25 protein-coding genes are annotated in these 23,290 nt (G+C 61.0%); 11 read left to right on the top strand and 14 right to left on the bottom strand.

Annotated elements, in window-relative coordinates; genetic code table 11:
• The first annotated feature begins 378 nt into the window (after nucleotides 1-378).
• Nucleotides 379-1,635: an NADP-dependent isocitrate dehydrogenase gene (icd, locus tag AC30D9_RS05110; protein WP_024779303.1), complete on the top strand. Its 1,257-nt coding sequence runs from the start codon at nucleotides 379-381 to the stop codon at nucleotides 1,633-1,635.
• 80 nt (nucleotides 1,636-1,715) lie between these two features.
• Here icd and AC30D9_RS05105 read toward each other — a convergent pair whose 3' ends face one another.
• On the bottom strand, nucleotides 1,716-1,985 hold the full coding sequence (locus AC30D9_RS05105) for a cold shock domain-containing protein (RefSeq protein ID WP_307571776.1): 270 nt from the start codon (nucleotides 1,983-1,985) through the stop codon (nucleotides 1,716-1,718).
• A gap of 226 nt (nucleotides 1,986-2,211) precedes the next feature.
• Between AC30D9_RS05105 and clpS the strand changes: the two genes are divergently transcribed.
• Both clpS and clpA read left to right on the top strand, forming a co-directional pair.
• Nucleotides 2,212-2,574 (top strand): ATP-dependent Clp protease adapter ClpS, encoded by a 363-nt coding sequence (clpS, locus tag AC30D9_RS05100; RefSeq protein WP_109755548.1) that lies wholly within the window; start codon nucleotides 2,212-2,214, stop codon nucleotides 2,572-2,574.
• 29 nt (nucleotides 2,575-2,603) lie between these two features.
• Nucleotides 2,604-4,874 carry an ATP-dependent Clp protease ATP-binding subunit ClpA gene (gene clpA, locus AC30D9_RS05095; protein WP_003203340.1) on the top strand — a complete coding sequence of 757 codons (2,271 nt, stop codon included), beginning with the start codon at nucleotides 2,604-2,606 and terminating at the stop codon, nucleotides 4,872-4,874.
• Between the two features lie 277 nt (nucleotides 4,875-5,151).
• On the opposite strand, the gene infA is transcribed toward clpA, so the two are convergent.
• From infA to trxB, 4 genes are all read right to left on the bottom strand, one after another.
• Nucleotides 5,152-5,370, bottom strand: a complete 219-nt coding sequence (infA, locus tag AC30D9_RS05090; RefSeq protein WP_002553999.1) for a translation initiation factor IF-1 — start codon at nucleotides 5,368-5,370, stop codon at nucleotides 5,152-5,154.
• Between the two features lie 122 nt (nucleotides 5,371-5,492).
• The gene (locus AC30D9_RS05085) at nucleotides 5,493-6,200 is read right to left on the bottom strand and encodes an arginyltransferase (RefSeq protein ID WP_109755547.1); all 708 of its coding nucleotides are present in this window, start codon (nucleotides 6,198-6,200) and stop codon (nucleotides 5,493-5,495) included.
• Between the two features lie 57 nt (nucleotides 6,201-6,257).
• Nucleotides 6,258-6,938, bottom strand: coding sequence for a leucyl/phenylalanyl-tRNA--protein transferase (aat, locus tag AC30D9_RS05080; RefSeq protein WP_490143583.1), 681 nt, complete (start codon nucleotides 6,936-6,938; stop codon nucleotides 6,258-6,260).
• An 83-nt stretch (nucleotides 6,939-7,021) separates the two neighbouring features.
• Nucleotides 7,022-7,981: a thioredoxin-disulfide reductase gene (trxB, locus tag AC30D9_RS05075; RefSeq protein ID WP_307571778.1), complete on the bottom strand. Its 960-nt coding sequence runs from the start codon at nucleotides 7,979-7,981 to the stop codon at nucleotides 7,022-7,024.
• A gap of 308 nt (nucleotides 7,982-8,289) precedes the next feature.
• Between trxB and AC30D9_RS05070 the strand changes: the two genes are divergently transcribed.
• The 6 genes from AC30D9_RS05070 (at nucleotide 8,290) to cysG (ending at nucleotide 15,938) form a co-directional block, all read left to right on the top strand.
• Nucleotides 8,290-10,695 (top strand): DNA translocase FtsK, encoded by a 2,406-nt coding sequence (locus AC30D9_RS05070; RefSeq protein ID WP_134924968.1) that lies wholly within the window; start codon nucleotides 8,290-8,292, stop codon nucleotides 10,693-10,695.
• Nucleotides 10,696-10,753: 58 nt separating this feature from the next.
• Nucleotides 10,754-11,377 carry an outer membrane lipoprotein periplasmic chaperone LolA gene (gene lolA, locus AC30D9_RS05065; RefSeq protein ID WP_134924967.1) on the top strand — a complete coding sequence of 208 codons (624 nt, stop codon included), beginning with the start codon at nucleotides 10,754-10,756 and terminating at the stop codon, nucleotides 11,375-11,377.
• Between the two features lie 173 nt (nucleotides 11,378-11,550).
• The gene (locus AC30D9_RS05060; RefSeq protein ID WP_134924966.1) at nucleotides 11,551-12,876 is read left to right on the top strand and encodes a replication-associated recombination protein A; all 1,326 of its coding nucleotides are present in this window, start codon (nucleotides 11,551-11,553) and stop codon (nucleotides 12,874-12,876) included.
• Nucleotides 12,873-13,247, top strand: coding sequence for a fluoride efflux transporter CrcB (gene crcB / locus AC30D9_RS05055; RefSeq protein WP_134924965.1), 375 nt, complete (start codon nucleotides 12,873-12,875; stop codon nucleotides 13,245-13,247). The genes AC30D9_RS05060 and crcB overlap by 4 nt, the downstream gene beginning before the upstream one ends.
• Nucleotides 13,248-13,262: 15 nt before the next feature.
• Nucleotides 13,263-14,543: a serine--tRNA ligase gene (gene serS, locus AC30D9_RS05050; protein ID WP_134924964.1), complete on the top strand. Its 1,281-nt coding sequence runs from the start codon at nucleotides 13,263-13,265 to the stop codon at nucleotides 14,541-14,543.
• Entirely contained in the window at nucleotides 14,544-15,938 is a 1,395-nt protein-coding gene (gene cysG / locus AC30D9_RS05045) for a siroheme synthase CysG (RefSeq protein ID WP_307571781.1), read from the top strand. It abuts the gene before it with no gap.
• Nucleotides 15,939-16,079: 141 nt separating this feature from the next.
• On the opposite strand, the gene AC30D9_RS05040 is transcribed toward cysG, so the two are convergent.
• The 8 genes from AC30D9_RS05040 to AC30D9_RS05005 all read right to left on the bottom strand — a co-directional run bounded on the left by AC30D9_RS05040 (nucleotide 16,080) and on the right by AC30D9_RS05005 (nucleotide 20,385).
• A complete protein-coding gene (locus AC30D9_RS05040) occupies nucleotides 16,080-17,084 on the bottom strand; it encodes a glutathione S-transferase family protein (RefSeq protein WP_490143582.1) in 1,005 nt (334 codons plus the stop codon).
• Nucleotides 17,085-17,172: 88 nt separating this feature from the next.
• Nucleotides 17,173-18,174, bottom strand: a complete 1,002-nt coding sequence (locus AC30D9_RS05035; RefSeq protein WP_490143581.1) for a glycosyl transferase family protein — start codon at nucleotides 18,172-18,174, stop codon at nucleotides 17,173-17,175.
• Complete coding sequence (locus tag AC30D9_RS05030; protein ID WP_490143580.1) at nucleotides 18,171-18,506, bottom strand: TusE/DsrC/DsvC family sulfur relay protein; 336 nt, start codon at nucleotides 18,504-18,506, stop codon at nucleotides 18,171-18,173. The genes AC30D9_RS05035 and AC30D9_RS05030 overlap by 4 nt, the downstream gene beginning before the upstream one ends.
• The gene (gene tusB / locus AC30D9_RS05025; RefSeq protein WP_134924960.1) at nucleotides 18,503-18,796 is read right to left on the bottom strand and encodes a sulfurtransferase complex subunit TusB; all 294 of its coding nucleotides are present in this window, start codon (nucleotides 18,794-18,796) and stop codon (nucleotides 18,503-18,505) included. The genes AC30D9_RS05030 and tusB overlap by 4 nt, the downstream gene beginning before the upstream one ends.
• Nucleotides 18,796-19,158 (bottom strand): sulfurtransferase complex subunit TusC, encoded by a 363-nt coding sequence (tusC, locus tag AC30D9_RS05020; protein ID WP_490143579.1) that lies wholly within the window; start codon nucleotides 19,156-19,158, stop codon nucleotides 18,796-18,798. Before tusC ends, tusB begins: the two co-directional genes overlap by 1 nt.
• Complete coding sequence (gene tusD, locus AC30D9_RS05015; RefSeq protein ID WP_490143578.1) at nucleotides 19,159-19,551, bottom strand: sulfurtransferase complex subunit TusD; 393 nt, start codon at nucleotides 19,549-19,551, stop codon at nucleotides 19,159-19,161.
• Nucleotides 19,552-19,786: 235 nt separating this feature from the next.
• Nucleotides 19,787-20,122 carry a DUF6388 family protein gene (locus tag AC30D9_RS05010; protein ID WP_490143577.1) on the bottom strand — a complete coding sequence of 112 codons (336 nt, stop codon included), beginning with the start codon at nucleotides 20,120-20,122 and terminating at the stop codon, nucleotides 19,787-19,789.
• Nucleotides 20,123-20,124: 2 nt separating this feature from the next.
• Nucleotides 20,125-20,385, bottom strand: coding sequence for a hypothetical protein (locus AC30D9_RS05005; protein ID WP_490143576.1), 261 nt, complete (start codon nucleotides 20,383-20,385; stop codon nucleotides 20,125-20,127).
• Nucleotides 20,386-20,528: 143 nt separating this feature from the next.
• Between AC30D9_RS05005 and AC30D9_RS05000 the strand changes: the two genes are divergently transcribed.
• Nucleotides 20,529-20,879, top strand: coding sequence for a hypothetical protein (locus AC30D9_RS05000; protein WP_134924955.1), 351 nt, complete (start codon nucleotides 20,529-20,531; stop codon nucleotides 20,877-20,879).
• Between the two features lie 58 nt (nucleotides 20,880-20,937).
• On the opposite strand, the gene AC30D9_RS04995 is transcribed toward AC30D9_RS05000, so the two are convergent.
• The gene (locus AC30D9_RS04995; RefSeq protein WP_490143575.1) at nucleotides 20,938-21,372 is read right to left on the bottom strand and encodes a GNAT family N-acetyltransferase; all 435 of its coding nucleotides are present in this window, start codon (nucleotides 21,370-21,372) and stop codon (nucleotides 20,938-20,940) included.
• Between the two features lie 162 nt (nucleotides 21,373-21,534).
• Between AC30D9_RS04995 and ggt the strand changes: the two genes are divergently transcribed.
• Nucleotides 21,535-23,262, top strand: coding sequence for a gamma-glutamyltransferase (gene ggt / locus AC30D9_RS04990; RefSeq protein ID WP_134924953.1), 1,728 nt, complete (start codon nucleotides 21,535-21,537; stop codon nucleotides 23,260-23,262).
• Nucleotides 23,263-23,290 lie beyond the last annotated feature (28 nt).

Genomic DNA, 23,290 nt, shown 5'->3' with positions numbered 1-23,290 from the left:
TTCGCGGTGATGTTGGGTGCATCAGTCGAGCGTCAAGCGGTCGGGCCGCGGTAACGGTCCGGCTTTTAAACTGGCGGAAAGTCCTGTGATAGAGCCGTCAGCCGTCGTGACCCTGTGGTCAGCGGCGGCATTATACATAGGTAGCTGGCGATCTGCCGATGGTTCATAGACTTCCGTACACGTCCATTGGTCTAAACGTCGCACTACCCATGGAGCGGACTATGCTCATGTTTGGCGCTTTTCCCTTGGTTTTCAGGGTTGTACACGGCGAACTGCAAGGCTTTGCCCCTGATGAGCCTAACGTAGGGTTTGCGCGCCGATTCAAGTGGGGTACGCTCGAACGCAGCCAGATGTTCAATCCAAGCAATGGAGTTCAGCATGGGGTATCAAAAGATTCAGGTTCCAGCCGTCGGTGACAAAATCACCGTCAATGCAGACCATTCTCTTAATGTTCCCGACAACCCGATCATCCCCTTCATCGAAGGCGACGGCATTGGCGTCGATATCAGTCCGGTCATGATCAAGGTTGTGGACGCTGCGGTTCAGAAGGCCTATGGCGGCAAGCGCAAGATTTCCTGGATGGAAGTCTATGCCGGCGAGAAAGCGACTCAGGTCTACGACCAGGACACCTGGCTGCCCCAGGAAACCCTGGATGCGGTCAAGGATTATGTGGTTTCCATCAAGGGCCCGCTGACCACGCCAGTGGGGGGTGGCATCCGTTCGCTGAACGTGGCCCTGCGTCAGCAGCTCGACCTGTATGTGTGCCTGCGCCCGGTGCGCTGGTTCGAAGGTGTGCCCAGCCCGGTCAAGAAGCCTGGCGACGTGGACATGACGATCTTCCGCGAGAACTCCGAGGACATCTACGCTGGCATCGAGTGGAAGGCCGGTTCGGCCGAAGCCACCAAGGTCATCAAGTTCCTGAAAGAAGAAATGGGCGTGACCAAGATCCGTTTCGACGAGGACTGCGGCATCGGCGTCAAGCCGGTCTCCAAGCAGGGCACCAAGCGCCTGGCGCGCAAGGCCTTGCAATATGTTGTCGACAATGACCGCGATTCGCTGACCATCGTGCACAAAGGCAACATCATGAAGTTTACCGAAGGTGCCTTCAAGGAATGGGCCTACGAAGTGGCGGCCGAGGAATTCGGCGCGACCCTGCTCGACGGCGGGCCCTGGATGCAGTTCAAGAACCCCAAGACCGGCAAGAACGTGGTCGTCAAGGATGCCATCGCCGATGCGATGCTCCAGCAGATCCTGCTGCGTCCGGCCGAATATGACGTGATCGCCACCCTGAACCTGAACGGTGACTATCTGTCCGACGCCCTGGCGGCGGAAGTGGGCGGTATCGGGATTGCGCCGGGCGCCAACCTGTCCGACACCGTGGCGATGTTCGAAGCCACCCACGGTACCGCGCCCAAGTATGCCGGCAAGGACCAGGTCAACCCGGGATCGCTGATCCTGTCGGCGGAAATGATGCTGCGCCACATGGGTTGGACCGAAGCGGCCGACCTGATCATCAAGGGCACCAACGGCGCGATTTCGGCCAAGACCGTGACCTATGACTTCGAACGTCTGATGGAGGGTGCCAAGCTGGTGTCGTCCTCGGGTTTCGGTGATGCCCTGATTTCGCACATGTAAGCGAGTCGGCGCTCAGCGCAAATGCCCGGCTCGAGTGATCGAGTCGGGCATTTTCATTTGTCCGGGGTGGCGACTGCCGGTCAATGGGTCTCGGTGATCCTGGCATTGACAGGGGCGGGCGTCTCTTCGGCGGTGACAATCCTGATGTTGACCGCGTGCAGGCCCTTGGGTCCTTGGATGACGTCAAACGTCACAGGCTGTCCGGCCTTCAAGGTCTTATAGCCTTCCATGTTGATAGCCGAGTAATGGGCGAAAAGGTCTTCATTGTCCCTGCCGGCCGCGATAATGAAGCCGTAGCCCTTTGCATTGTTGAACCATTTCACCTTGCCATTCATCTTGACGACCGACATAACCCATTTCCCTCTGCAACGCACTCCATCACTGGAGTATCATCCAGTCCATCCGCAGGCTAATCTTGAAAACAGGATAGATTCCACGGACCTTTTTAACCCACGATGGGCTCTATTGGTTGTAACACCGTTTTGCCGATAGTCAAGGTGGCCGGGTGGTCGTGGTTGAAATCGCCCACAAGCGCCCCCATCACTGTATTCGCCAACTAAACGAACCTTTCTTTCCATGCATGCAGTCAGCCAGATTCGACTAACATTCAATCAGGATCGCCCGGATCTACACGACGACGATTCCGCAGGCATTGCTGTTCAGGAGGCAAAGCCGGCATTACAGGCGCCACCGATGTACAAGGTGGTTTTGTTCAACGATGACTACACACCGATGGATTTCGTCGTCGAAGTGCTCGAGTTGTTTTTTAACCTGAACCGCGAGCTGGCGACCAAGGTCATGCTGGCCGTCCATACAGAGGGACGGGCAGTATGTGGAGTGTTTACCCGCGACATCGCCGAGACGAAGGCCATGCAGGTCAATCAGTACGCCCGGGAAAGCCAGCATCCGCTACTCTGTGAAATCGAGAAGGACGGTTAACGCCGACCACTTGGGTATGAGGTGAAGCTATGTTAAACCGCGAGCTCGAAGTCACCCTCAATCTTGCCTTCAAGGAGGCTCGTTCGAAGCGTCATGAATTCATGACCGTCGAACACCTGCTGTTGGCCCTATTGGATAACGAGGCTGCCGCCACCGTTTTGCGTGCCTGCGGCGCGAACCTCGATAAACTCAAGCATGATCTGCAGGAGTTCATCGACTCCACCACACCACTGATCCCCGTGCATGACGAGGATCGCGAAACCCAGCCAACCCTGGGCTTCCAGCGTGTCCTGCAGCGTGCTGTCTTCCATGTACAGAGCTCGGGCAAGCGTGAAGTCACCGGTGCCAACGTGTTGGTTGCCATCTTCAGCGAGCAGGAAAGCCAGGCAGTGTTCCTGCTCAAGCAGCAGAGCGTTGCGCGTATCGATGTCGTCAACTACATCGCCCATGGCATCTCCAAGGTGCCGGGGCATGGCGATCATTCCGAGGGTGAGCAGGATATGCAGGACGACGAGGGCGGTGAGTCTTCTTCTTCAGGCAACCCATTGGATGCCTATGCCAGCAACCTGAACGAACTGGCACGCCAGGGGCGTATCGATCCGCTGGTCGGGCGCGAGGCGGAAGTCGAGCGTGTCGCGCAGATCCTGGCCCGGCGTCGCAAGAACAACCCGTTGCTGGTGGGCGAGGCAGGCGTGGGCAAGACCGCGATTGCCGAAGGCCTGGCCAAGCGCATCGTCGACAACCAGGTGCCGGACCTGCTGGCCAACAGCGTCGTGTATTCCCTCGACCTGGGTGCCTTGCTGGCTGGCACCAAGTACCGCGGCGACTTCGAGAAGCGTTTCAAGGCGTTGCTGGGCGAGTTGAAAAAACGTCCGCAGGCGATCCTGTTCATCGACGAAATCCACACCATCATTGGTGCCGGGGCGGCGTCGGGCGGGGTCATGGATGCCTCGAACCTGCTCAAACCGTTGCTGTCATCGGGTGATATCCGTTGCATCGGCTCGACCACGTTCCAGGAATTTCGCGGGATCTTCGAGAAGGACCGTGCCCTGGCCCGGCGCTTCCAGAAGGTCGATGTGTCGGAGCCTTCGGTGGAGGACACCATCGGTATCCTGCGCGGCCTGAAAGGGCGTTTCGAGTTGCACCACAACATCGAGTACAGCGATGAAGCCCTGCGCGCGGCGGCTGAACTGGCCTCGCGCTACATCAACGACCGGCACATGCCGGACAAGGCCATCGACGTCATCGACGAGGCGGGTGCCTACCAGCGCCTGCAACCCGTGGAGAAACGCGTCAAGCGCATCGAAGTGCCTCAGGTCGAGGACATCGTGGCGAAAATCGCGCGTATTCCGCCCAAGCACGTCACCAGTTCCGACAAGGAGCTGTTGCGTAACCTGGAGCGTGACCTGAAGCTGACGGTATTCGGCCAGGATGCGGCCATCGACTCGCTGTCGACCGCTATCAAGCTGTCCCGCGCCGGCCTCAAGTCGCCGGACAAACCGGTGGGTTCGTTCCTGTTCGCAGGTCCCACCGGTGTCGGCAAGACCGAGGCGGCAAGGCAGTTGGCCAAGGCGATGGGTATCGAGCTGGTTCGTTTCGACATGTCCGAGTACATGGAGCGCCACACCGTATCGCGTCTGATCGGTGCGCCTCCGGGCTATGTCGGTTTCGACCAGGGCGGCCTGCTGACCGAAGCGATTACCAAGCAGCCACACTGCGTGCTGTTGCTCGATGAAATCGAGAAGGCGCATCCGGAAGTCTTCAACCTGCTGCTGCAGGTCATGGACCACGGTACGTTGACCGATAACAACGGGCGCAAGGCGGACTTCCGCAACGTGATCATCATCATGACCACGAACGCTGGTGCCGAAACCGCGGCGCGCGCTTCGATCGGTTTCACCCATCAGGACCACTCGTCCGATGCGATGGAAGTGATCAAGAAGAGCTTCACGCCTGAATTCCGCAACCGTCTGGACACCATTATCCAGTTCGGTCGCCTCAGTCATGAAGTCATCAAGAGCGTGGTGGACAAGTTCCTTACCGAACTTCAGGCGCAGCTTGAAGACAAGCGTGTGTTGCTGGAAGTCACCGATGCGGCGCGCAGTTGGCTGGCCGAAGGTGGTTACGACGTGACGATGGGGGCCCGACCAATGGCTCGCCTGATCCAGGACAAGATCAAGCGTCCGCTGGCCGAGGAAATCCTCTTTGGCGAACTGGCCGAACATGGCGGTGTGGTCCACATCGACATCAAGGACGGCGAACTGACCTTCGACTTCGAAACCACCGCTGAAATGGCCTGACCGTTAGTTGCAACAAAGCAGAAGGCGCCGAAAGGCGCCTTTTTGCTATTTCAGCAATACCCCGTCCTTGTGGGAGGCTGGATAACTGCAGGAGTTGCATTCGCCACAAATCTCCTGTGGGAGCGAGCCTGCTCGCGAAAGCGGTGGGTCAGTTGGCAGTAATGCCGAATGTGCCGGCCTCATCGCGAGCAGGCTCGCTCCCACAGGGGTGTGAGGTGATCGTGGGGGCGGACAAACAAAAACGCCCGGCATCAGCCGGGCGTTTTGTATTGACTTGTTAGCGAGCGCGGTAAGTGATGCGCCCTTTGCTCAAGTCATAGGGCGTCAGCTCGACGCGCACTTTGTCACCGGTAAGAATACGAATGTAGTTCTTGCGCATCTTGCCGGAGATATGCGCGGTTACGACGTGCCCATTTTCCAACTCCACACGAAACATGGTGTTGGGCAGGGTGTCGACGACAGTGCCTTCCATTTCGAAGCTGTCTTCTTTCGACATGCAGTAAAGCCCTCGGTATCCAGTGAATGGCCCGGTGCAACTGCGCCAGGCAAAAGCGGCGTGCATTGTGCCCGAAAAAGGGGGTTCAAGCCAAGGGGTTCTAGCTTTTAAGCCGAAGGGTTCTAACTCAGGACAACCCAACGCTGGTTTATCAGCAGTTCAATGGGGCGATATTGGGTCTTGTAGTTCATTTTCTTGCAGTTCTTGATCCAGTAGCCCAGGTATACCGCTTCCAGTCCCAGGCGCCGGGCTTCGTTGATTTGCCAAAGGATGGCAAACCGGCCCAGGCTGCGCCGCTCTTCGTCTGGCTCGTAGAAGGTGTATACCGCCGAAAGGCCATTGGGCAGCAAGTCCGTGACGGCGATGGCTACCAGCCGTCCGTCCAGGCGGAACTCATAGAAACGCGAAAACGGCAGGTCACGCACCAGGAAGGTCGAGAACTGATCGCGACTGGGTGGGTACATGTCGCCATCGGCATGGCGTTGTTCGATGTAGCGCTGGTACAGGTCGAAATATTCTTCGGTGAACTGTGGCTTGACCGGGCGGACCTGCAGGTCGGCGTTGCGCTTGAAAATGCGTTTCTGTTGGCGGTTGGGCAGGAATTGCGCGACAGGGATGCGCGCCGGGACACAGGCGTTGCAGTGTTGGCAATGAGGCCGGTAGAGGTGGTCGCCGCTACGGCGAAAGCCCATTTCCGACAGGTCTGCGTAGACATGCACATCCATGGGCTGGCTAGGGTCGAGGAACAGCGTCGTGGCCTGCTCCTCCGGCAGATAACTGCAAGAGTGGGGCTGAGTGGCATAGAACTTCAAACGCGCCAACTCGGTCATGATCGACCCTCGGGATAAGCTTTGAATTTAATTGTAAGCCAGGAGCGCGAATGTCGCTCAGCAAACCCATGTCGCATGGTTGGGTTGGTCCAGATGCGCCTTTAGATAATCGGCAAATTCATTGCGTGGGATCGACCGCGCGCCCAGGCTGTACAGGTGTTCGGTGGGCATCTGGCAGTCGATCAGCACGAAACCGGCGGCCTTGAGGTGTTGGACCAGGGTGGCGAAGCCGAATTTCGAGGCATTGTCGGCCCGGCTGAACATGGACTCGCCAAAAAACAGCCGGCCCATGGCCAGGCCATACAGGCCGCCCACCAGCATCCCCTGGTCCCACACTTCCACCGAATGGGCAAAACCGCGTCGGTGCAGTTCCCGATAAGCGGTTTGCATGGCGTCGGTGATCCAGGTGCCCTCGGCATAGTCCCGCGGCTCGGCGCACGCCTGGATGACCGCCGCGAAATCTCGGTCAAACGTCACTTGATAGCGCTGCTTGCGCAGCAGTTTGCCCAGGCTGCGGGATATGTGCAGTTCGTCGGGAAACAATACCGTACGTGGGTCCGGCGACCACCACAGGATCGGTTGCCCCTCGGAAAACCATGGGAAGCAGCCGTGACGATAAGCCTGGATCAGCCGGTCGGCGGAGAGATCGCCGCCGGCGGCCAATAAACCGTTGGGGTCGCGCATGGCTTTTGCCAGTGGCGGGAATTCGAAGCTGTTGCGTTGTAACCAGGTCAGCATTGGTATCCGGCTTAAAGTAGAAGGGGAGGGAGGCAGGTGGCGGGCCTCGCGCATCAGCGAACGCTCGCCTGGAAGGTTAACCGTCAAACGGCAGGGATGTCATCGAGATACTTCTCGGCATCGAGTGCGGCCATGCAACCGGCACCGGCGGAGGTGATTGCCTGGCGATAGACGTGGTCGGCCACATCGCCGGCGGCGAACACGCCCTCGATAGCGGTCGCGGTGGCGTTGCCTTCGCTGCCACCGCGCACGATCAGGTAGCCGTCACGCATCGTCAGCTGGCCCTGGAACAGTTCGGTATTGGGTTTGTGGCCGATGGCTATGAACACGCCAGCCAGGGACAGCGTGCTGGTTTCGCCGGTCTCGCTGTGCCGCAAACGCGCGCCAGTCACGCCGCTGGCGTCGCCCAGGACTTCGTCCAGGTTCTGGTTCCAGTGCAGCTTGATATTGCCGTTGGCGGTTTTTTCGAAGAGTTTGTCCTGCAGGATTTTCTCTGAGCGCAGCTTGTCGCGGCGGTGGATCAGGTGCACTTCCCTGGCGATGTTCGACAGGTACAGGGCCTCCTCGACTGCGGTATTGCCGCCGCCGACCACGGCCACCACCTGGTTGCGGTAGAAAAAGCCGTCGCAGGTCGCACACGCGGAAACTCCTTTGCCAGCGAAGGTTTCCTCCGAGGGCAGGCCCAAGTACTGGGCCGAGGCACCGGTGGCGATGATCAGTGCGTCGCAGGTGTAGGTGCCGCTGTCGCCGATCAATTCGAACGGGCGCTGTTGCAACTTGGCGGTGTGGACATGGTCGTAGACAATCTGCGTGTCGAAGCGCTCAGCGTGCCGCTGCATGCGCTCCATCAGTACCGGGCCAGTCAGGCCTTCGACATCGCCGGGCCAGTTATCGACTTCCACGGTGGTGGTGAGCTGGCCGCCGGCCTGCAGGCCGGTGATGACAACAGGTTTGAGGTTGGCGCGGGCGGCATAGACGGCAGCGCTGTACCCCGCAGGGCCGGACCCTAGAATGATCAGGCGTGAATGCTTCACTTCGCTCATAAAAAACACCTCATAAGCCTTTGTCACAAAAGAGAATGCATGGTCCAATTGGCGCGTGTGCACCCTGTATTCGGCTATGCTGTCAGGCAATGCCTTGGTGTCGACAAACCCGTACAATGCTTGAGTTTTGAGCGCTGGATGGGCTAAAGATCAAGATCCTCGGCAACACCTGTGGTTTTCTGGATGCACCTCACAGTGGTAAAAGTAGTACCGGTTGTGCACATTCACTTTTTTACCTGCTCGTCATGGGCAGTTTTTTATAGTCATTCAACAGATGGACGCGCCGCAGGCGCAGGAAAAGAAGCGTTTTGAAGAAATCCACCGCAGCACCCAAACCAGTCGTTCCGCTCTGGCGCCAGCAATTGCACTACCGGCTCAAGGAAGGTGCGTTGATCGCCATCGGTGCCCTGTGCCTGTTCCTGATGATGGCCCTGCTGACCTACGGCAAGGACGATCCGGGCTGGAGCCATAACAGCAAGATCGACGACGTGCAGAATTTCGGCGGTCCGGCCGGTTCCTACAGCGCCGACATCCTGTTCATGGTGTTGGGCTATTTCGCCTACATCTTCCCGCTGCTGCTGGCGATCAAGGCCTACCAGATCTTCCGTCAGCGCCACGAGCCATGGCAGTGGAGCGGCTGGCTGTTCTCCTGGCGCCTGATCGGCCTGGTATTCCTGGTGTTGTCGGGGGCCGCGCTGGCCCATATCCATTTCCATGCGCCCACCGGCCTGCCGGCCGGGGCGGGTGGTGCGCTGGGGGAAAGCCTCGGCGACCTGGCCAGGAACGCCTTGAATATCCAGGGCAGTACGCTGCTGTTCATCGCCCTGTTCCTGTTCGGCCTGACGGTATTCACCGACCTGTCCTGGTTCAAGGTCATGGATGTCACCGGCAAGATCACCCTCGACCTGATCGAGCTGATCCAGGGTGTCGTGAACCGCTGGTGGGCGGCGCGCACCGAGCGCAAGCAACTGGTGGCGCAACTGCGTGAAGTCGACGACCGGGTCCATGACGTGGTGGCCCCGACGGTGCCGGACAAACGCGAGCAGGCCAAGGTCAAGGAGCGCCTGATCGAGCGTGAGCAGGCGTTGAGCAAGCACATGTCCGAGCGCGAGAAACAGGTGCCACCGGTCATTACCATGGCCCCGGCCAAGCCGCCGGAGCAGAGCAAGCGCGTGCAGAAAGAGAAACAGGCGCCGCTGTTCGTCGACAGCGCGGTGGAAGGCACCTTGCCGCCGATCTCGATCCTGGATCCGGCCGAAAAGAAACAGCTCAACTATTCCCCCGAATCCCTGGCGGCCGTCGGCCACTTGCTGGAGATCAAGCTCAAGGAGTTCGGTGTCGAGGTCTCGGTGGATTCGATTCACCCGGGCCCGGTCATCACCCGCTACGAAATCCAGCCGGCCGCTGGCGTGAAGGTCAGCCGCATCGCCAACCTGGCCAAGGACCTGGCGCGTTCCCTGGCCGTGACCAGCGTGCGGGTGGTGGAAGTGATTCCCGGCAAGACCACCGTGGGGATCGAGATCCCCAACGAAGACCGGCAGATCGTGCGCTTCTCCGAAGTGCTGTCGACGCCTGAGTACGACAACCACAAGTCGCCGGTCACCCTGGCCCTGGGCCACGACATCGGCGGCAAGCCGGTCATCACCGACCTGGCGAAAATGCCCCACCTGCTGGTGGCCGGTACCACCGGTTCCGGTAAGTCGGTGGGTGTGAACGCGATGATCCTGTCGATCCTGTTCAAGTCCGGCCCGGAAGACGCCAAGCTGATCATGATCGACCCGAAGATGCTCGAGCTGTCGATCTACGAGGGCATCCCGCACCTGCTGTGCCCGGTGGTCACCGACATGAAGGACGCCGCCAACGCCTTGCGCTGGAGCGTTGCCGAGATGGAACGCCGCTACAAGCTGATGGCGAAGATGGGCGTGCGTAACCTGTCGGGCTTCAACGCCAAGGTCAAGGAGGCCGAAGAAGCCGGTACGCCGTTGAGCGACCCGCTGTATCACCGCGAAAGCATCCACGACGAAGCGCCGCTGCTGCACAAGTTGCCGACCATCGTGGTGGTGGTGGACGAGTTCGCCGACATGATGATGATCGTCGGCAAGAAGGTCGAGGAACTGATCGCCCGTATCGCCCAGAAGGCTCGTGCCGCCGGTATCCACTTGATTCTTGCGACCCAGCGGCCGTCGGTGGACGTGATCACCGGCCTGATCAAGGCCAACATCCCGACCCGCATGGCGTTCCAGGTGTCGAGCAAGATCGATTCGCGGACCATCATTGACCAGGGCGGCGCCGAGCAGTTGCTCGGTCACGGTGACATGCTCTACATGCCGCCGGGCACCAGCCTGCCGATCCGTGTGCACGGTGCGTTCGTTTCCGACGACGAAGTGCACCGCGTGGTGGAGGCCTGGAAGCTGCGCGGCGCACCTGAATACAACGACGACATCCTCAACGGTGTCGAAGAAGCCGGTAGCGGTTTCGAAGGCAGCAGTGGCGGCGGTGACGACGATGCTGAAACCGATGCGCTCTACGACGAAGCGGTGCAGTTCGTCCTGGAAAGCCGTCGGGCCTCGATTTCAGCCGTTCAGCGCAAGCTGAAGATCGGCTACAACCGCGCTGCCCGCATGATCGAAGCCATGGAAATGGCCGGGGTGGTAACGGCCATGAATACCAACGGCTCGCGCGAAGTACTGGCGCCGGGCCCGATGCGCGACTAACGACCCGGGCGGCCAACTGAAGCGCCGCTCGAACCCCCACGACTTCATGAGGACTCCCATGCGCCTGATTCGCATGTTGCTGTTGCCCGTATTGGCCCTGACCACCTTGTCGGCCCACGCCGATGAAAAGGATGTGGCCCGCTTGACTCAATTACTGGAGCGCTCCCAGACCCTGACCGCGCGTTTCTCCCAATTGACCCTCGACGGCAGCGGCACCCAGTTGCAGGAAACCGCTGGCGAAATGGCTTTGCAGCGTCCAGGCCTGTTCTACTGGCACACCGACGCGCCGGCTGAGCAATTGATGGTCTCCGATGGCAAGAAAGTCTCCCTGTGGGACCCGGACCTGGAGCAGGTCACCATCAAGACCCTCGACCAGCGCCTGACCCAGACCCCGGCATTGCTGCTCTCCGGCGACATCTCCAAGATCAGCCAGAGCTTCGACATCAGTGCCAAGGAGGCCGGCGGCGTGATTGACTTCACCCTCAAGCCCAAGACCAAGGACAGCCTGTTCGACAACCTGCGCCTGTCGTTCCGCAACGGCCTGGTCAACGACATGCAACTGATCGACAGTGTCGGCCAGCGCACCAATATCCTGTTCACCGGGGTCAAGGCCAATGAGCCGATCGCGGCATCCAAGTTCAAGTTCGACATCCCCAAGGGTGCGGATGTGATCCAGGAATAAACACAAAGTCCCTGTGGGAAATGGCCTGTGGGAGCAAGGCTTGCCCGCGATTGCATCGCCTCGGTCTATCAGATGCACCGAGGTGTCTGTATCGCGGGCAAGCCTTGCTCCCACAGATCTGCTCCGGCAGAGAGGATCGGCACCAGGACCCAGTGGAGGTTGTATAAGTAGTGATGGACCTGTTTCGAAGCGCCCCGATTGCCCAGCCATTGGCCGCCCGCCTGCGCGCGACCAACCTGGATGAGTACGTCGGCCAGGAGCATGTGCTCGCTCGCGGCAAGCCTCTGCGTGAAGCGCTGGAGCAGGGCGCGCTGCATTCGATGATCTTCTGGGGCCCGCCGGGCGTGGGCAAGACCACCCTGGCGCGGCTGCTGGCGGAAGTCTCGGACGCGCATTTCGAAACGGTGTCGGCAGTGCTGGCCGGGGTCAAGGAAATCCGCCAGGCGGTGGAAGTGGCCAAGCAGCAGGCGGGGCAGTACGGCAAGCGCACGATTCTGTTCGTCGACGAAGTGCACCGTTTCAACAAGTCCCAACAGGACGCATTCCTGCCTTACGTTGAAGACGGCACGCTGATCTTCATCGGCGCGACCACTGAAAACCCCTCGTTCGAACTCAACAACGCGCTGCTGTCCCGGGCGCGGGTCTATGTGCTCAAGAGCCTCGACGAAGCGGCGATGCGCAAGCTGGTGCATCGGGCGCTGACCGAGGAACGCGGCCTGGGCAAGCGGCATTTGAGCCTTAGCGATGAAGGTTTCCAGATGCTGTTTTCGGCCGCCGACGGCGATGGCCGGCGCTTGCTCAACCTGCTGGAAAACGCCTCGGACCTGGCCGAAGACGACAGCGAGATTGGCGTCGAGCTGCTGCAGAGCCTGTTGGGTGATACCCGTCGCCGCTTCGACAAGGGCGGCGAGGCGTTCTACGACCAGATTTCGGCGCTGCACAAGTCCATCCGCGGCTCCAACCCCGACGCCGCCTTGTACTGGTTCGCGCGAATGATCGACGGCGGCTGCGATCCGCTGTACCTGGCGCGGCGGGTGGTGCGCATGGCCAGCGAAGACATCGGCAACGCCGACCCGCGGGCATTGAGCCTGTGCCTGGCGGCCTGGGATGTACAGGAACGCCTGGGCAGCCCGGAAGGCGAGCTTGCCGTGGCCCAGGCCATCACCTACCTGGCCTGCGCGCCGAAAAGCAATGCGGTGTACATGGGCTTCAAGGCGGCGATGCGCAGCGCTACCGAGCACGGTTCCCTCGAAGTACCGCTGCACCTGCGCAACGCGCCGACCAAGCTCATGAAGCAACTGGGCTATGGCGAGGAATATCGTTACGCCCACGATGAGCCGGACGCCTATGCCGCCGGTGAAGATTATTTCCCCGAAGAACTCGAACCCCAGCGCTTCTATCAGCCGGTGCCCCGTGGCCTGGAGCTGAAGATCGGCGAGAAGCTCAACCACTTGGCGCAACTGGACCGCTTGAGTCCACGGCAGCGGAGAAAACCTTGATCCCCCTGATTCTTGCAGTTTCCGCCGGTGGCATTGCCGGTACGTTGGTGCGCTTCGCGACCGGCAACTGGATCAACGCAAATTGGCCGCGGCACTTCTATACCGCGACGCTGGCCGTTAATATCGTGGGCTGTCTGCTGATCGGTGTTCTATACGGTCTGTTTTTGATGCGCCCGGAAGTGCCGATCGAGGTGCGTGCGGGCCTGATCGTCGGCTTTCTTGGCGGCCTGACGACCTTTTCATCCTTTTCACTGGATACGGTGCGCTTGCTGGAAAGCGGGCAAGTGCCGCTGGCCCTGGGCTATGCGGCCATCAGCGTATTCGGCGGGCTGCTCGCCACCTGGGCTGGCCTGTCCTTGACCAAACTTTGATAACGAGAGACCGACATGCTCGATTCCAAACTGTTACGTAGCAACCTTCAGGACGTAGCGGACCGCCTGGCATCCCGTGGCTTTGCCCTGGACGTCGCGCGCATCGAAGCGCTGGAAGAACAGCGCAAGACCGTCCAGACCCGCACCGAAGCCCTGCAGGCTGAACGTAACGCGCGCTCCAAGTCCATCGGCCAGGCCAAGCAGCGCGGCGAAGACATCGCGCCGCTGATGGCCGATGTCGAGCGCATGGCGGGCGAGTTGAGTGCCGGCAAGGTCGAGCTGGACGCGATCCAGACCGAGCTGGATTCGATCCTGCTGGGCATCCCGAACCTGCCTCACGAGTCGGTGCCGGTCGGTGAAGACGAAGAGGGCAACGTCGAAGTACGTCGCTGGGGCACGCCAAAGGCCTTCGATTTCCCGGTGCAGGACCATGTGGCCCTGGGCGAGAAGTTCGGCTGGCTGGACTTCGAAACCGCCGCCAAGCTTTCCGGCGCGCGTTTTGCCCTGTTGCGTGGGCCGATTGCCCGTCTGCATCGCGCCCTGGCGCAGTTCATGATCAACCTGCACGTCACCGAACACGGCTATGAAGAAGCCTACACCCCGTACCTGGTGCAGGCACCGGCCTTGCAGGGCACCGGGCAGTTGCCGAAGTTCGAGGAAGACCTGTTCAAGATCAGCCGTGACGGCGAGGCCGACCTGTACCTGATCCCGACCGCTGAAGTGTCGCTGACCAACATCGTCGCTGGCGAGATCGTCGACGCCAAGCAGCTGCCGATCAAGTTCGTCGCCCACACGCCGTGCTTCCGCAGTGAAGCCGGGGCGTCGGGTCGCGACACCCGTGGCATGATCCGCCAGCACCAGTTCGACAAAGTCGAGATGGTTCAGATCGTCGAGCCTTCGAAGTCCATGGAAGCGCTGGAAAGCCTGACGGCCAATGCCGAGAAGGTCCTGCAACTGCTGGAGCTGCCATATCGCACCCTGGCGCTGTGCACCGGCGACATGGGCTTCAGCGCGGTCAAGACTTACGACCTGGAAGTCTGGATCCCGAGCCAGGACAAGTACCGCGAAATTTCCTCGTGCTCCAACTGTGGCGACTTCCAGGCCCGGCGCATGCAGGCGCGTTTCCGCAACCCGGAAACCGGCAAGCCGGAACTGGTCCACACCCTCAATGGCTCCGGCCTGGCAGTAGGTCGGACCCTGGTGGCGGTGCTGGAGAACTACCAGCAGGCCGACGGTTCGATCCGTGTGCCGGAGGTGTTGAAACCGTACATGGGCGGCATCGAGGTCATCGGCTAAATGGACTATCTGCCACTGTTCCACAACCTGCGCGGCAGCCGCGTGCTGGTGGTTGGCGGCGGCGAGATTGCCTTGCGCAAGTCTCGCCTGCTGGCCGATGCCGGCGCGCTGTTGCGGGTGGTCGCACCCGATATCGAACCGCAGTTGCGGGAACTGGTCAGTGGCAGCGGCGGTGAATGCATCCTGCGTGGCTACGTGGAAGCGGACCTGGACGGCTGCGGCCTGATCATCGCCGCCACCGACGACGAACCGCTCAACGCCCAGGTCTCGGCTGATGCCCATAAGCGCTGCGTACCGGTCAACGTGGTGGACGCGCCAGCCCTGTGCAGCGTGATCTTCCCGGCGATCGTCGACCGTTCGCCCCTGGTGATCGCGGTGTCCAGCGGCGGCGACGCGCCGGTGCTGGCGCGGTTGATCCGGGCCAAGCTGGAAACCTGGATTCCGTCGACCTACGGGCAACTGGCCGGGCTGGCGGCGCGTTTTCGCAGCCAAGTCAAAGGCTTGTTCCCCGATGTGCAGCAACGGCGAGCGTTCTGGGAAGAAGTGTTCCAAGGCCCTATCGCCGACCGTCAACTGGCCGGGCAGGGTGCTGAAGCCGAGCGCCTGCTGCAGGAAAAGATCGACGGCCAGGCGCCGAACGCGCCGGGTGAGGTCTATCTGGTGGGGGCGGGCCCGGGTGATCCTGACCTGCTGACCTTCCGTGCCTTGCGCTTGATGCAGCAGGCCGACGTGGTGCTGTATGACCGCCTGGTGGCGCCGGCGATCCTGGAATTGTGCCGGCGCGACGCCGAGCGCATCTACGTCGGCAAGCGCCGCTCCGAACACGCCGTGCCCCAGGACCAGATCAACCAGCAATTGGTCGACCTGGCTCGCCAGGGCAAGCGTGTGGTGCGGTTGAAGGGCGGTGATCCGTTCATTTTCGGTCGTGGCGGTGAAGAGATCGAAGAACTGGCGGCCCATGGCATCCCGTTCCAGGTCGTCCCGGGCATCACCGCCGCCAGTGGTTGCGCGGCCTACGCCGGGATCCCCCTGACCCATCGTGACTACGCCCAGTCGGTGCGGTTCATCACCGGCCATCTCAAGGATGGCACCAGTGACTTGCCGTGGGCGGACCTGGTATCCCCGGCCCAGACGCTGGTGTTCTACATGGGGTTGGTGGGATTGCCGGTGATCTGCAACGAGCTGATCAAGCACGGTCGCGCGGCGAATACGCCAGCGGCGTTGATCCAGCAAGGCACGACATCCAATCAGCGAGTCTTCACCGGCACCCTGGCGGACTTGCCACGGCTGGTGGCCGAGCATGAAGTGCATGCACCGACGTTGGTGATTGTCGGGGAAGTGGTGCAACTGCGCGAGAAACTGGCTTGGTTTGAAGGGGCTCAGGGGCAGGTTTAGGAAGACCGCGTCGTCTCCAATCGCGAGCAGGCTCGCTCCCACAGTGGACCGTGTACAACCGCAGATTCATGGTTGAACGATGATCAAGTGTGGGAGCGAGCCTGCTCGCGATGGGCCTTCAGAGGCAATCAAGACCCCAGATCACTTCCCAGAACCAAGCCAAATCCCTTTCCCACTCAACCTTCCCCGATCATGGGCGACCGTAAAGTCCTGCTTCGGCCCCTTGGGCACGATCCCATTGGGGTTGATGGTCTTGTGGCTGCCATAGTAATGGCCCTGGATGTGGGTGAAATCCACGGTCTCGGCAATGCCCGGCCATTGATACAGCTCCCGCAGCCAGTTCGACAGGTTCGGATAATCGGCGATGCGTCGCAGGTTGCACTTGAAATGGCCGAAATACACCGCATCGAAACGGATTATCGTGGTGAACAGGCGGATATCAGCCTCTGTCAGGTATTCGCCGGCCAGGTAGCGTTGGGTCGCCAGCAAGGCTTCCAACCGGTCCAGTTCGGCGAATAAACCGTCGAATGCCTCTTCGTAGGCCGCTTGGGTGGTGGCGAACCCGGCGCGATACACGCCGTTGTTCACCGCCGGGTAGATGCGCTCGTTCAGCGCATCGATGTCACGGCGTAGCGGTTCGGGGTAAAGGTCCAGGTCGTTGCCGGTCAGCCCATCGAAGGCGCTGTTGAACATGCGGATGATTTCCGCCGATTCGTTGTTGACGATGCGCCGCTGGCGCTTGTCCCACAGCACCGGTACGGTGACGCGACCGGTGTAGTCCGCCGTGTCGGCGGTGTAGCGCTGGTGCAGGAAACTCAGGTTATCGAGTTTGTCGCCGGTGGAGCCGTGGGCCTTGTCGAAGGTCCAGCCGTTTTCCAGCATCAGGTAGCTGACCACCGAGACGTCGATCAGGTCTTCCAGGCCCTTGAGCTTGCGAAAGATCAGCGTGCGATGGGCCCAGGGGCAGGCCAGGGACACGTACAAATGGTAGCGCCCGGCCTCGGCGGCAAACCCGGCTTCGCCGCTGGGGCCGGCGCTGCCGTCGGTGGTCACCCAGTGACGGCGTTGCGCCTGTTCGCGCTGGAACGTGCCGTCCTTGCTTTCATACCACTGGTCTTGCCAGCGGCCCTCGACTAACAAACCCATCTCGATCTCCTCGGCCAATAAACATTGGAGGGCAGTCTATGCCGATGGGTTCGAACTAAAAGCGCAAAGGTTGGGCGTTGATGATCGACTAAATCGATCGATCCCGGGCATCCCAATATTGCCGGGCCCGTTCGAAAGCCTCTTCGCGCGCCAGGCCCAGGCCGCGCAAGGCCAGGGCCATGGTGGCGATCAAGGCCAGTTGCGGGTAGCTGTCCTCCACGTCGCCGCGCCAGATGGCTTTCAGGTGCTCGGGATCGAGGCTTTCCGGCTTGACGTGGCGTTGCTCGGACAGTCGCGGCCATTCTTCGTCCCAACTGGCGCCACCGCTGGTGCCGTACAAGTGGCTGTCGGCGTCCGGGTTGATCTCGATCTCGCCGCCGTCGCCCTTGATCACAATGGCGGTGTCACCCAGCAAGCCGCTGGCATCGCGATGCACCGCCTGATAGCCCGGATGGAAGATACTTTGCAGCCCGCAACGGGCGCCCAACGGGTTGAGAATCCGTGCCAGGGAGTGGATCGGCGAGCGCAGGCCCAAGGTGTTGCGCAGGTCGATCATCCGCTGCATTTGCGGTGCCCAGTCCACCAGTGGCATGAAGGCCAGGCCGCCGTTGTCCAGCGCGCTGCCGACCTGCTGCCAGTCGCGGCACAACGGGATCTGCAGCAAACCGAGCAATTGTTCGGTGTAGAGCCGGCCTGCGGTGTGCGCGCCACCGCCGTGCATGAAAATCCGCACGCCGTTCTGCCCAAGGCACTTGGCCGCCAGCAGGTACCACGGCAAATGGCGCTTCTTGCCGGCGTAGGTCGGCCAATCGAGGTCCACCGCCAAGGCCGGGACCACCAGGCGTTCACGCAGGGCTTCGGTGAAGCCGGCCATTTCCTCGGCACTTTCTTCCTTGTGTCGCAACAGCATCAGGAACGCGCCAAGCTGGGTGTCCTCGACCTTTTCGTCGAGCACCAGGCCCATGGCTTCGCGGGCTTCTTCGCGGGTCAGGTTGCGGGCGCCGCGCTTGCCTTTGCCAAGGATGCGCACGAACTGGGCGAACGGGTGTTCGGCCGGGGTCTCAAGGGACAGCGATGGAAAGTCGGTCATAAGCAATTCGTCGGTTTGGGCAGGCCCGCCAGCTTGGCGGCGAGTTTGGCGGGGGTGCCTTTGAACAATCGGTTCAGGTGCAGGCTGTTGCCTTTGTCCGCGCCCAGTTTCAGTGCCGTGTATTTGATCAGTGGCCGGGTCGCGGGGGAGAGTTGGAATTCGTCGTAGAAACCGCGCAGCAGTTCGAGGATCTCCCAGTGCTCGGGGCCAAGCTCAATGTCTTCGGCGGTTGCCAGGGCCGTGGCCACCTCGGCCGACCAGTCATCAAGGTCGGCCAGGTAGCCGTCCTTGTCCAGCGCGATGGTGCGCTCGCCTATCTTCAGCGTCTTCATAGCCAGGTGTTGACCTTGTCGTGCTCGATCGATAGCTCGACGAAACCTGAATAGTTGATGGCTTCGGCCCAGTCTGGTGTGTCCAGGGCGCGGGCCTGGAGGTCTTCGGCGAGCACGAACAGGTTCACGCCAGCGGCCTGCAGTACTTCAAACGGTGGGCTGCCCGGTTGCAACGCATAGGTCGCGTCGCCACACAGCAACAGCGCATCCTGCTTGCCCAGTAGCCGCAGGCAACTGGCGAGGCGGTTATCGCCGAAGGGCGAATGAGACAACACATGCAAAGTCGACATCAGAGGGTGATCACCTGGTCGTAACGGTCGATGAGCGCGGCGATGTCCGGCGCAGTCAGTACTTTTACCTCGCCCAGCGCCAGGGCATTGGTGGCGATGCCGCGTTCGGCGGCGCTGGCGGCGCAGAGGAACAGGTCTTCGACGCCGAACATCGGCAATGCCTGCAAGTTGGCGCTCAAATCCTTTTGCTGGACAGCCTTGGCGTTTTGGCCGGCCGTGAGCTGGAACACCCCGTCATCGAGAAACAGCAGGCCGATGGGCAGGTCGAACGCACCGCCGGCCAGGACGATGTCCAGCGCTTCACGGGCGCCGGGGCCGGACCATGGGGCCTGGCGGCTGATGAGCAATAACGACTTGGCCATTCACGCGCCTCCAAAACAGATCAGACGGTCGGCGTCCTGAATCGCATCGTGCAACTGACCCAGCCCGGACAAGGCCCAGGGTGCTTCGACGCTGATTGCAGAACGCTGGTAGCGCTGGGCTTCCTCATCGTTCAATACACCACGACGCAACGCCGCTGCGATGCAAACCACGCCATCGAGCTGGTTATCGCTGACGAAAGCGCGCCACTGTTGGGGCAGGTCCTGTTCGTCCTGGGGGGTGACGACACTGCTGGCGGCGTTATAAACGCCGTCCTGATAGAAAAACAACCGCACGATTTCATGCCCACTTGCCAGTGCAGCCTGGGCAAACAACAGGGCTCGGCGCGAGGAGGGCGCATGGGCGGCGGAAAACAGCGCAATGGCGAACTTCATGACAGACCCGATCAGCAAAACTGCGGCCATGATAAAGCTTTATGGGCGCAGGGGCGATTGCCAAGGGTGTTCACCAGGGCATGGGGTGAACACTCTGTGGCGAGGGGATTTATCCCCGTCGGGCTGCGAAGCAGCCCCTGGATTTGCCAACGCGGTGCATCAGACAGACTGCGGTGACTGGAAGAGGGGCTGCTTCGCAGCCCAGCGGGGATAAATCCCCTCGCCACAAGGATGCTCAGCCTTGGCTTTTGAGACCATTCAATTCGCAATACTCCGCCCACTCCATCCCCGCCATCTCCGCCACTTCCCTGTGCACCTCCAGGCGCTGGGCCTGGTAGTCCTCGGGTGAGGCGGCGGTCAGTTGCAGGGTCAGTTCCCAGGCGAACAGGCCCAGGCGCTCGGCTTCGGCTTCGAACGCTTCATGCAGCCGCTCAGCGCGGTACTGCGCGGCGGTCTCGCCCTTGGCCTGGGCCAGCAGCGGGTTGAGGTGGTCCAACTCGACACGCAGCTCGGGGCGTTCATCGAGAAACTTTTCCAGGGCCTGTTCGTGTTGCTGTTCGGTTGCCGCCATGATCACTCCTTGGGGGATGCAGACTGCTTCTTGCTGGCCTTGGCCGAAGCCGCCAGGCATTCGAGGGCGAACTGTTCGGTGTAGGTCATCCGGATCGACGTGGTTTCGCCCTTGACGGTGCGTTCGCCGTCGAGAATGTAGCGAATCCGCTTGTCGGTGACGCCGATTCGCTTGGCGATCCAGGACGGAGTCTGGCCGATCTGGCTGATCAGTTTGTCGGCGTATTCGGCGGTGGGTTTGTAGAACTCGGCGTTGGGAGTCATGGAGTGTTCCGCGATGGCTGGTGGCAATGGCGCGACAGGTTGCGCGAATCGCAGGCCGATGTCCCGTGTAAATTTCAGTAAAGCAGCACGAAGGCTCGGGCCGCAGTGCTACAGTCCGTTTTTTTTCTCGATGAGTGAACGCAATGCGAATGTTGACGGTGGCCTTGGCCGCAACCTTGCTGGCCGGCTGCGCGGGTTCGGCGATGAACGAGGCCCGGACGCAAACCCCTTATAAGACCCTGGCCTCGGACAAACCCGAGCAGGTCGTGGCCCAGTGCATACAGTTTTCCTGGCAGGACGAAGCGGTGTTCGGCGTCGACGCCGGTGCTTACCTGCAACCGGGCAAGCAGGGGGGCTCGACGGTCTACACGCGCTCCGCCGAAGCGTTTGTCGATTTGCAAGCCAGTGCTAACGGCACGACGCTGAACTATTACGCCAAGCATGACGACTTCGTGGCCAAGCGTCGGTTGGCGGCGTTGGCGACTTGTCTTTAAACAGGCAGACCGAGGTGCCTGCTATCGCGAGCAGGCTCGCTCCCACAGGGTTTGTGTTTCAGTAAGCAGGGTTCAGGCGCTTTTGGAAGAAGAAATGCTGGTGGCCCGGTGGGTAGTCATCGATCTGGCCGATTTCCGTGAAGCCGTGCCTGCGGTAGAACTCCGGTGCCTGGAAGTCGAAGGTGTCCAGCCAGATGCCCACGCAGTTTTTCTCCAGGGCCAGCTCTTCGGCCATTTGCATCAGGGTCGAGCCCATGCCCTGGCCACGGGCCTGTTCCGGCACCACCAGCAGCTCGATGTAAAACCAGCGGAAAAATACGCGCCCGTAGAGCCCGCCGACTATTTCGTTACTGTGTTCATCGCGCACCAGCCAGGCCACCAGCTCAGGTACCGTCCCGCCGGTCTTGGCCGTGTTATAGGCGCGGAGCGGGGCGAGGATGGCCTGGCGTTCTTCATCGGTAGGGGCGTCCGTGCGGTCGATTCGCAGCGTCATTGGTGATGTCCTTATTCAGTAAAAAATCAACGCACGAGCCTATCTCAAAGGGGACGTTGCCGTAACCCAGCCGACGGCTGACAAGCGCATTCCACAAACCGGGCCATACTGCCTAATGCTTTTGAAGCGATCCCGACCCTAAAAACAAGAAGAGACCGACTCATGAAGTTCGAATCCTTAGCCCGGACCCTCATCGCTACGTCATTGACCTTCGGTTGTTTATCGGCGTTTGCTGCCTCCCAGGCGCCGGTGGCCGCCGAGAACGGCATGGTGGTCACCGCCCAGCACCTGGCGACCCATGTGGGTGTCGACGTGCTCAAGAATGGCGGCAATGCCGTGGATGCGGCGGTGGCGGTGGGATACGCCCTGGCGGTGGTCTATCCGGCGGCGGGTAACCTCGGCGGCGGTGGGTTCATGACGCTCCAATTGGCCGACGGCCGCAAGACCTTCCTGGATTTTCGCGAAAAAGCCCCCCTGGCCGCCACCGCCAGCATGTACCTGGACAAGGACGGCAACGTCGTTCCCGACCTCAGCACCCGTGGGCACCTGGCCGTGGGCGTGCCCGGCACTGTCTCCGGCATGGAGCTGGCGTTGAAGAAGTACGGTAGCAAGCCCCGGGCGGAACTGATCGCCCCGGCCATCAAGTTCGCCGAGGAAGGCTTTACCCTGGAGCAGGGCGATGTCGATCTGCTGGAAACCGCCACCGATGTTTTCAAGAAGGACATGCGCGACTCCGGTGCGATCTTCCTGCATAACGGCGAGCCGATGCAGGTCGGCCAGAAGCTGGTGCAGAAAGACCTCGCCAAGACCCTGCGGGAAATCTCCGCCAAGGGCGCCGATGGTTTCTATAAAGGTTGGGTGGCCGATGCCCTGGTCACGTCCAGCCAGGCCAACAAAGGCATCATCACCCAGGCCGACCTGGACAAGTACAAGACCCGCGAGTTGGCTCCGGTGGAGTGCGACTATCGCGGCTACCATATCATCTCGGCGCCACCGCCCAGTTCCGGCGGGGTGGTGCTGTGCCAGATCATGAACATCCTCGACGGTTATCCGATGAAGGACCTGGGCTTCCATTCGGCCCAGGGCATGCACTATCAGATCGAAGCCATGCGTCACGCCTACGTGGACCGCAACAGCTACCTGGGTGACCCGGATTTCGTGAAGAACCCCATCGATCATCTACTGGATAAAAACTACGCCGCCAAGCTGCGGGCCGCGATCGACCCGCAAAAGGCCGGCGACTCCCAGAAGATCAAGCCCGGCGTGGCGCCCCATGAGGGCAGCAACACCACCCATTACTCCATCGTCGACAAGTGGGGCAACGCCGTTTCGGTCACCTACACCCTTAACGATTGGTTTGGTGCCGGTGTCATGGCGAGCAAGACCGGGGTGATTCTCAATGATGAGATGGACGACTTCACCGCCAAGGTCGGCGTGCCCAACATGTATGGCCTGGTGCAGGGCGAGGCCAACGCCATCGCGCCGGGCAAGGCGCCGCTATCATCCATGAGCCCGACCATTGTCACCAAGGACGGCAAGACGGTCATGGTGGTGGGCACCCCGGGCGGCAGCCGGATCATTACCGCAACCTTGCTGACCATCCTCAACGTGATCGACTACGGCATGAACCTCCAGGAGGCTGTCGATGCGCCGCGTTTCCACCAGCAATGGATGCCGGAACAAACCAACCTGGAAACCTTCGCCGCCAGCCCGGATACCCAGAAACTGTTGGAGAGCTGGGGGCACAAGTTTGCCGGCCCGCAGGACCCCAACCACATTGCCGCGATCCTGGTCGGCGCGCCGTCATTGGGCGGCAAGCCAGTGGGCAAGAACCGTTTCTATGGCGCCAACGATCCCCGTCGCAACACCGGGTTATCGCTGGGTTATTGATAGCGGCTGGGATTGAGCAGCGTTTTCA

Source organism: Pseudomonas sp. DF11, from assembly GCF_058148565.1.
This window is presented reverse-complemented; position numbering and strand designations above follow the sequence as displayed.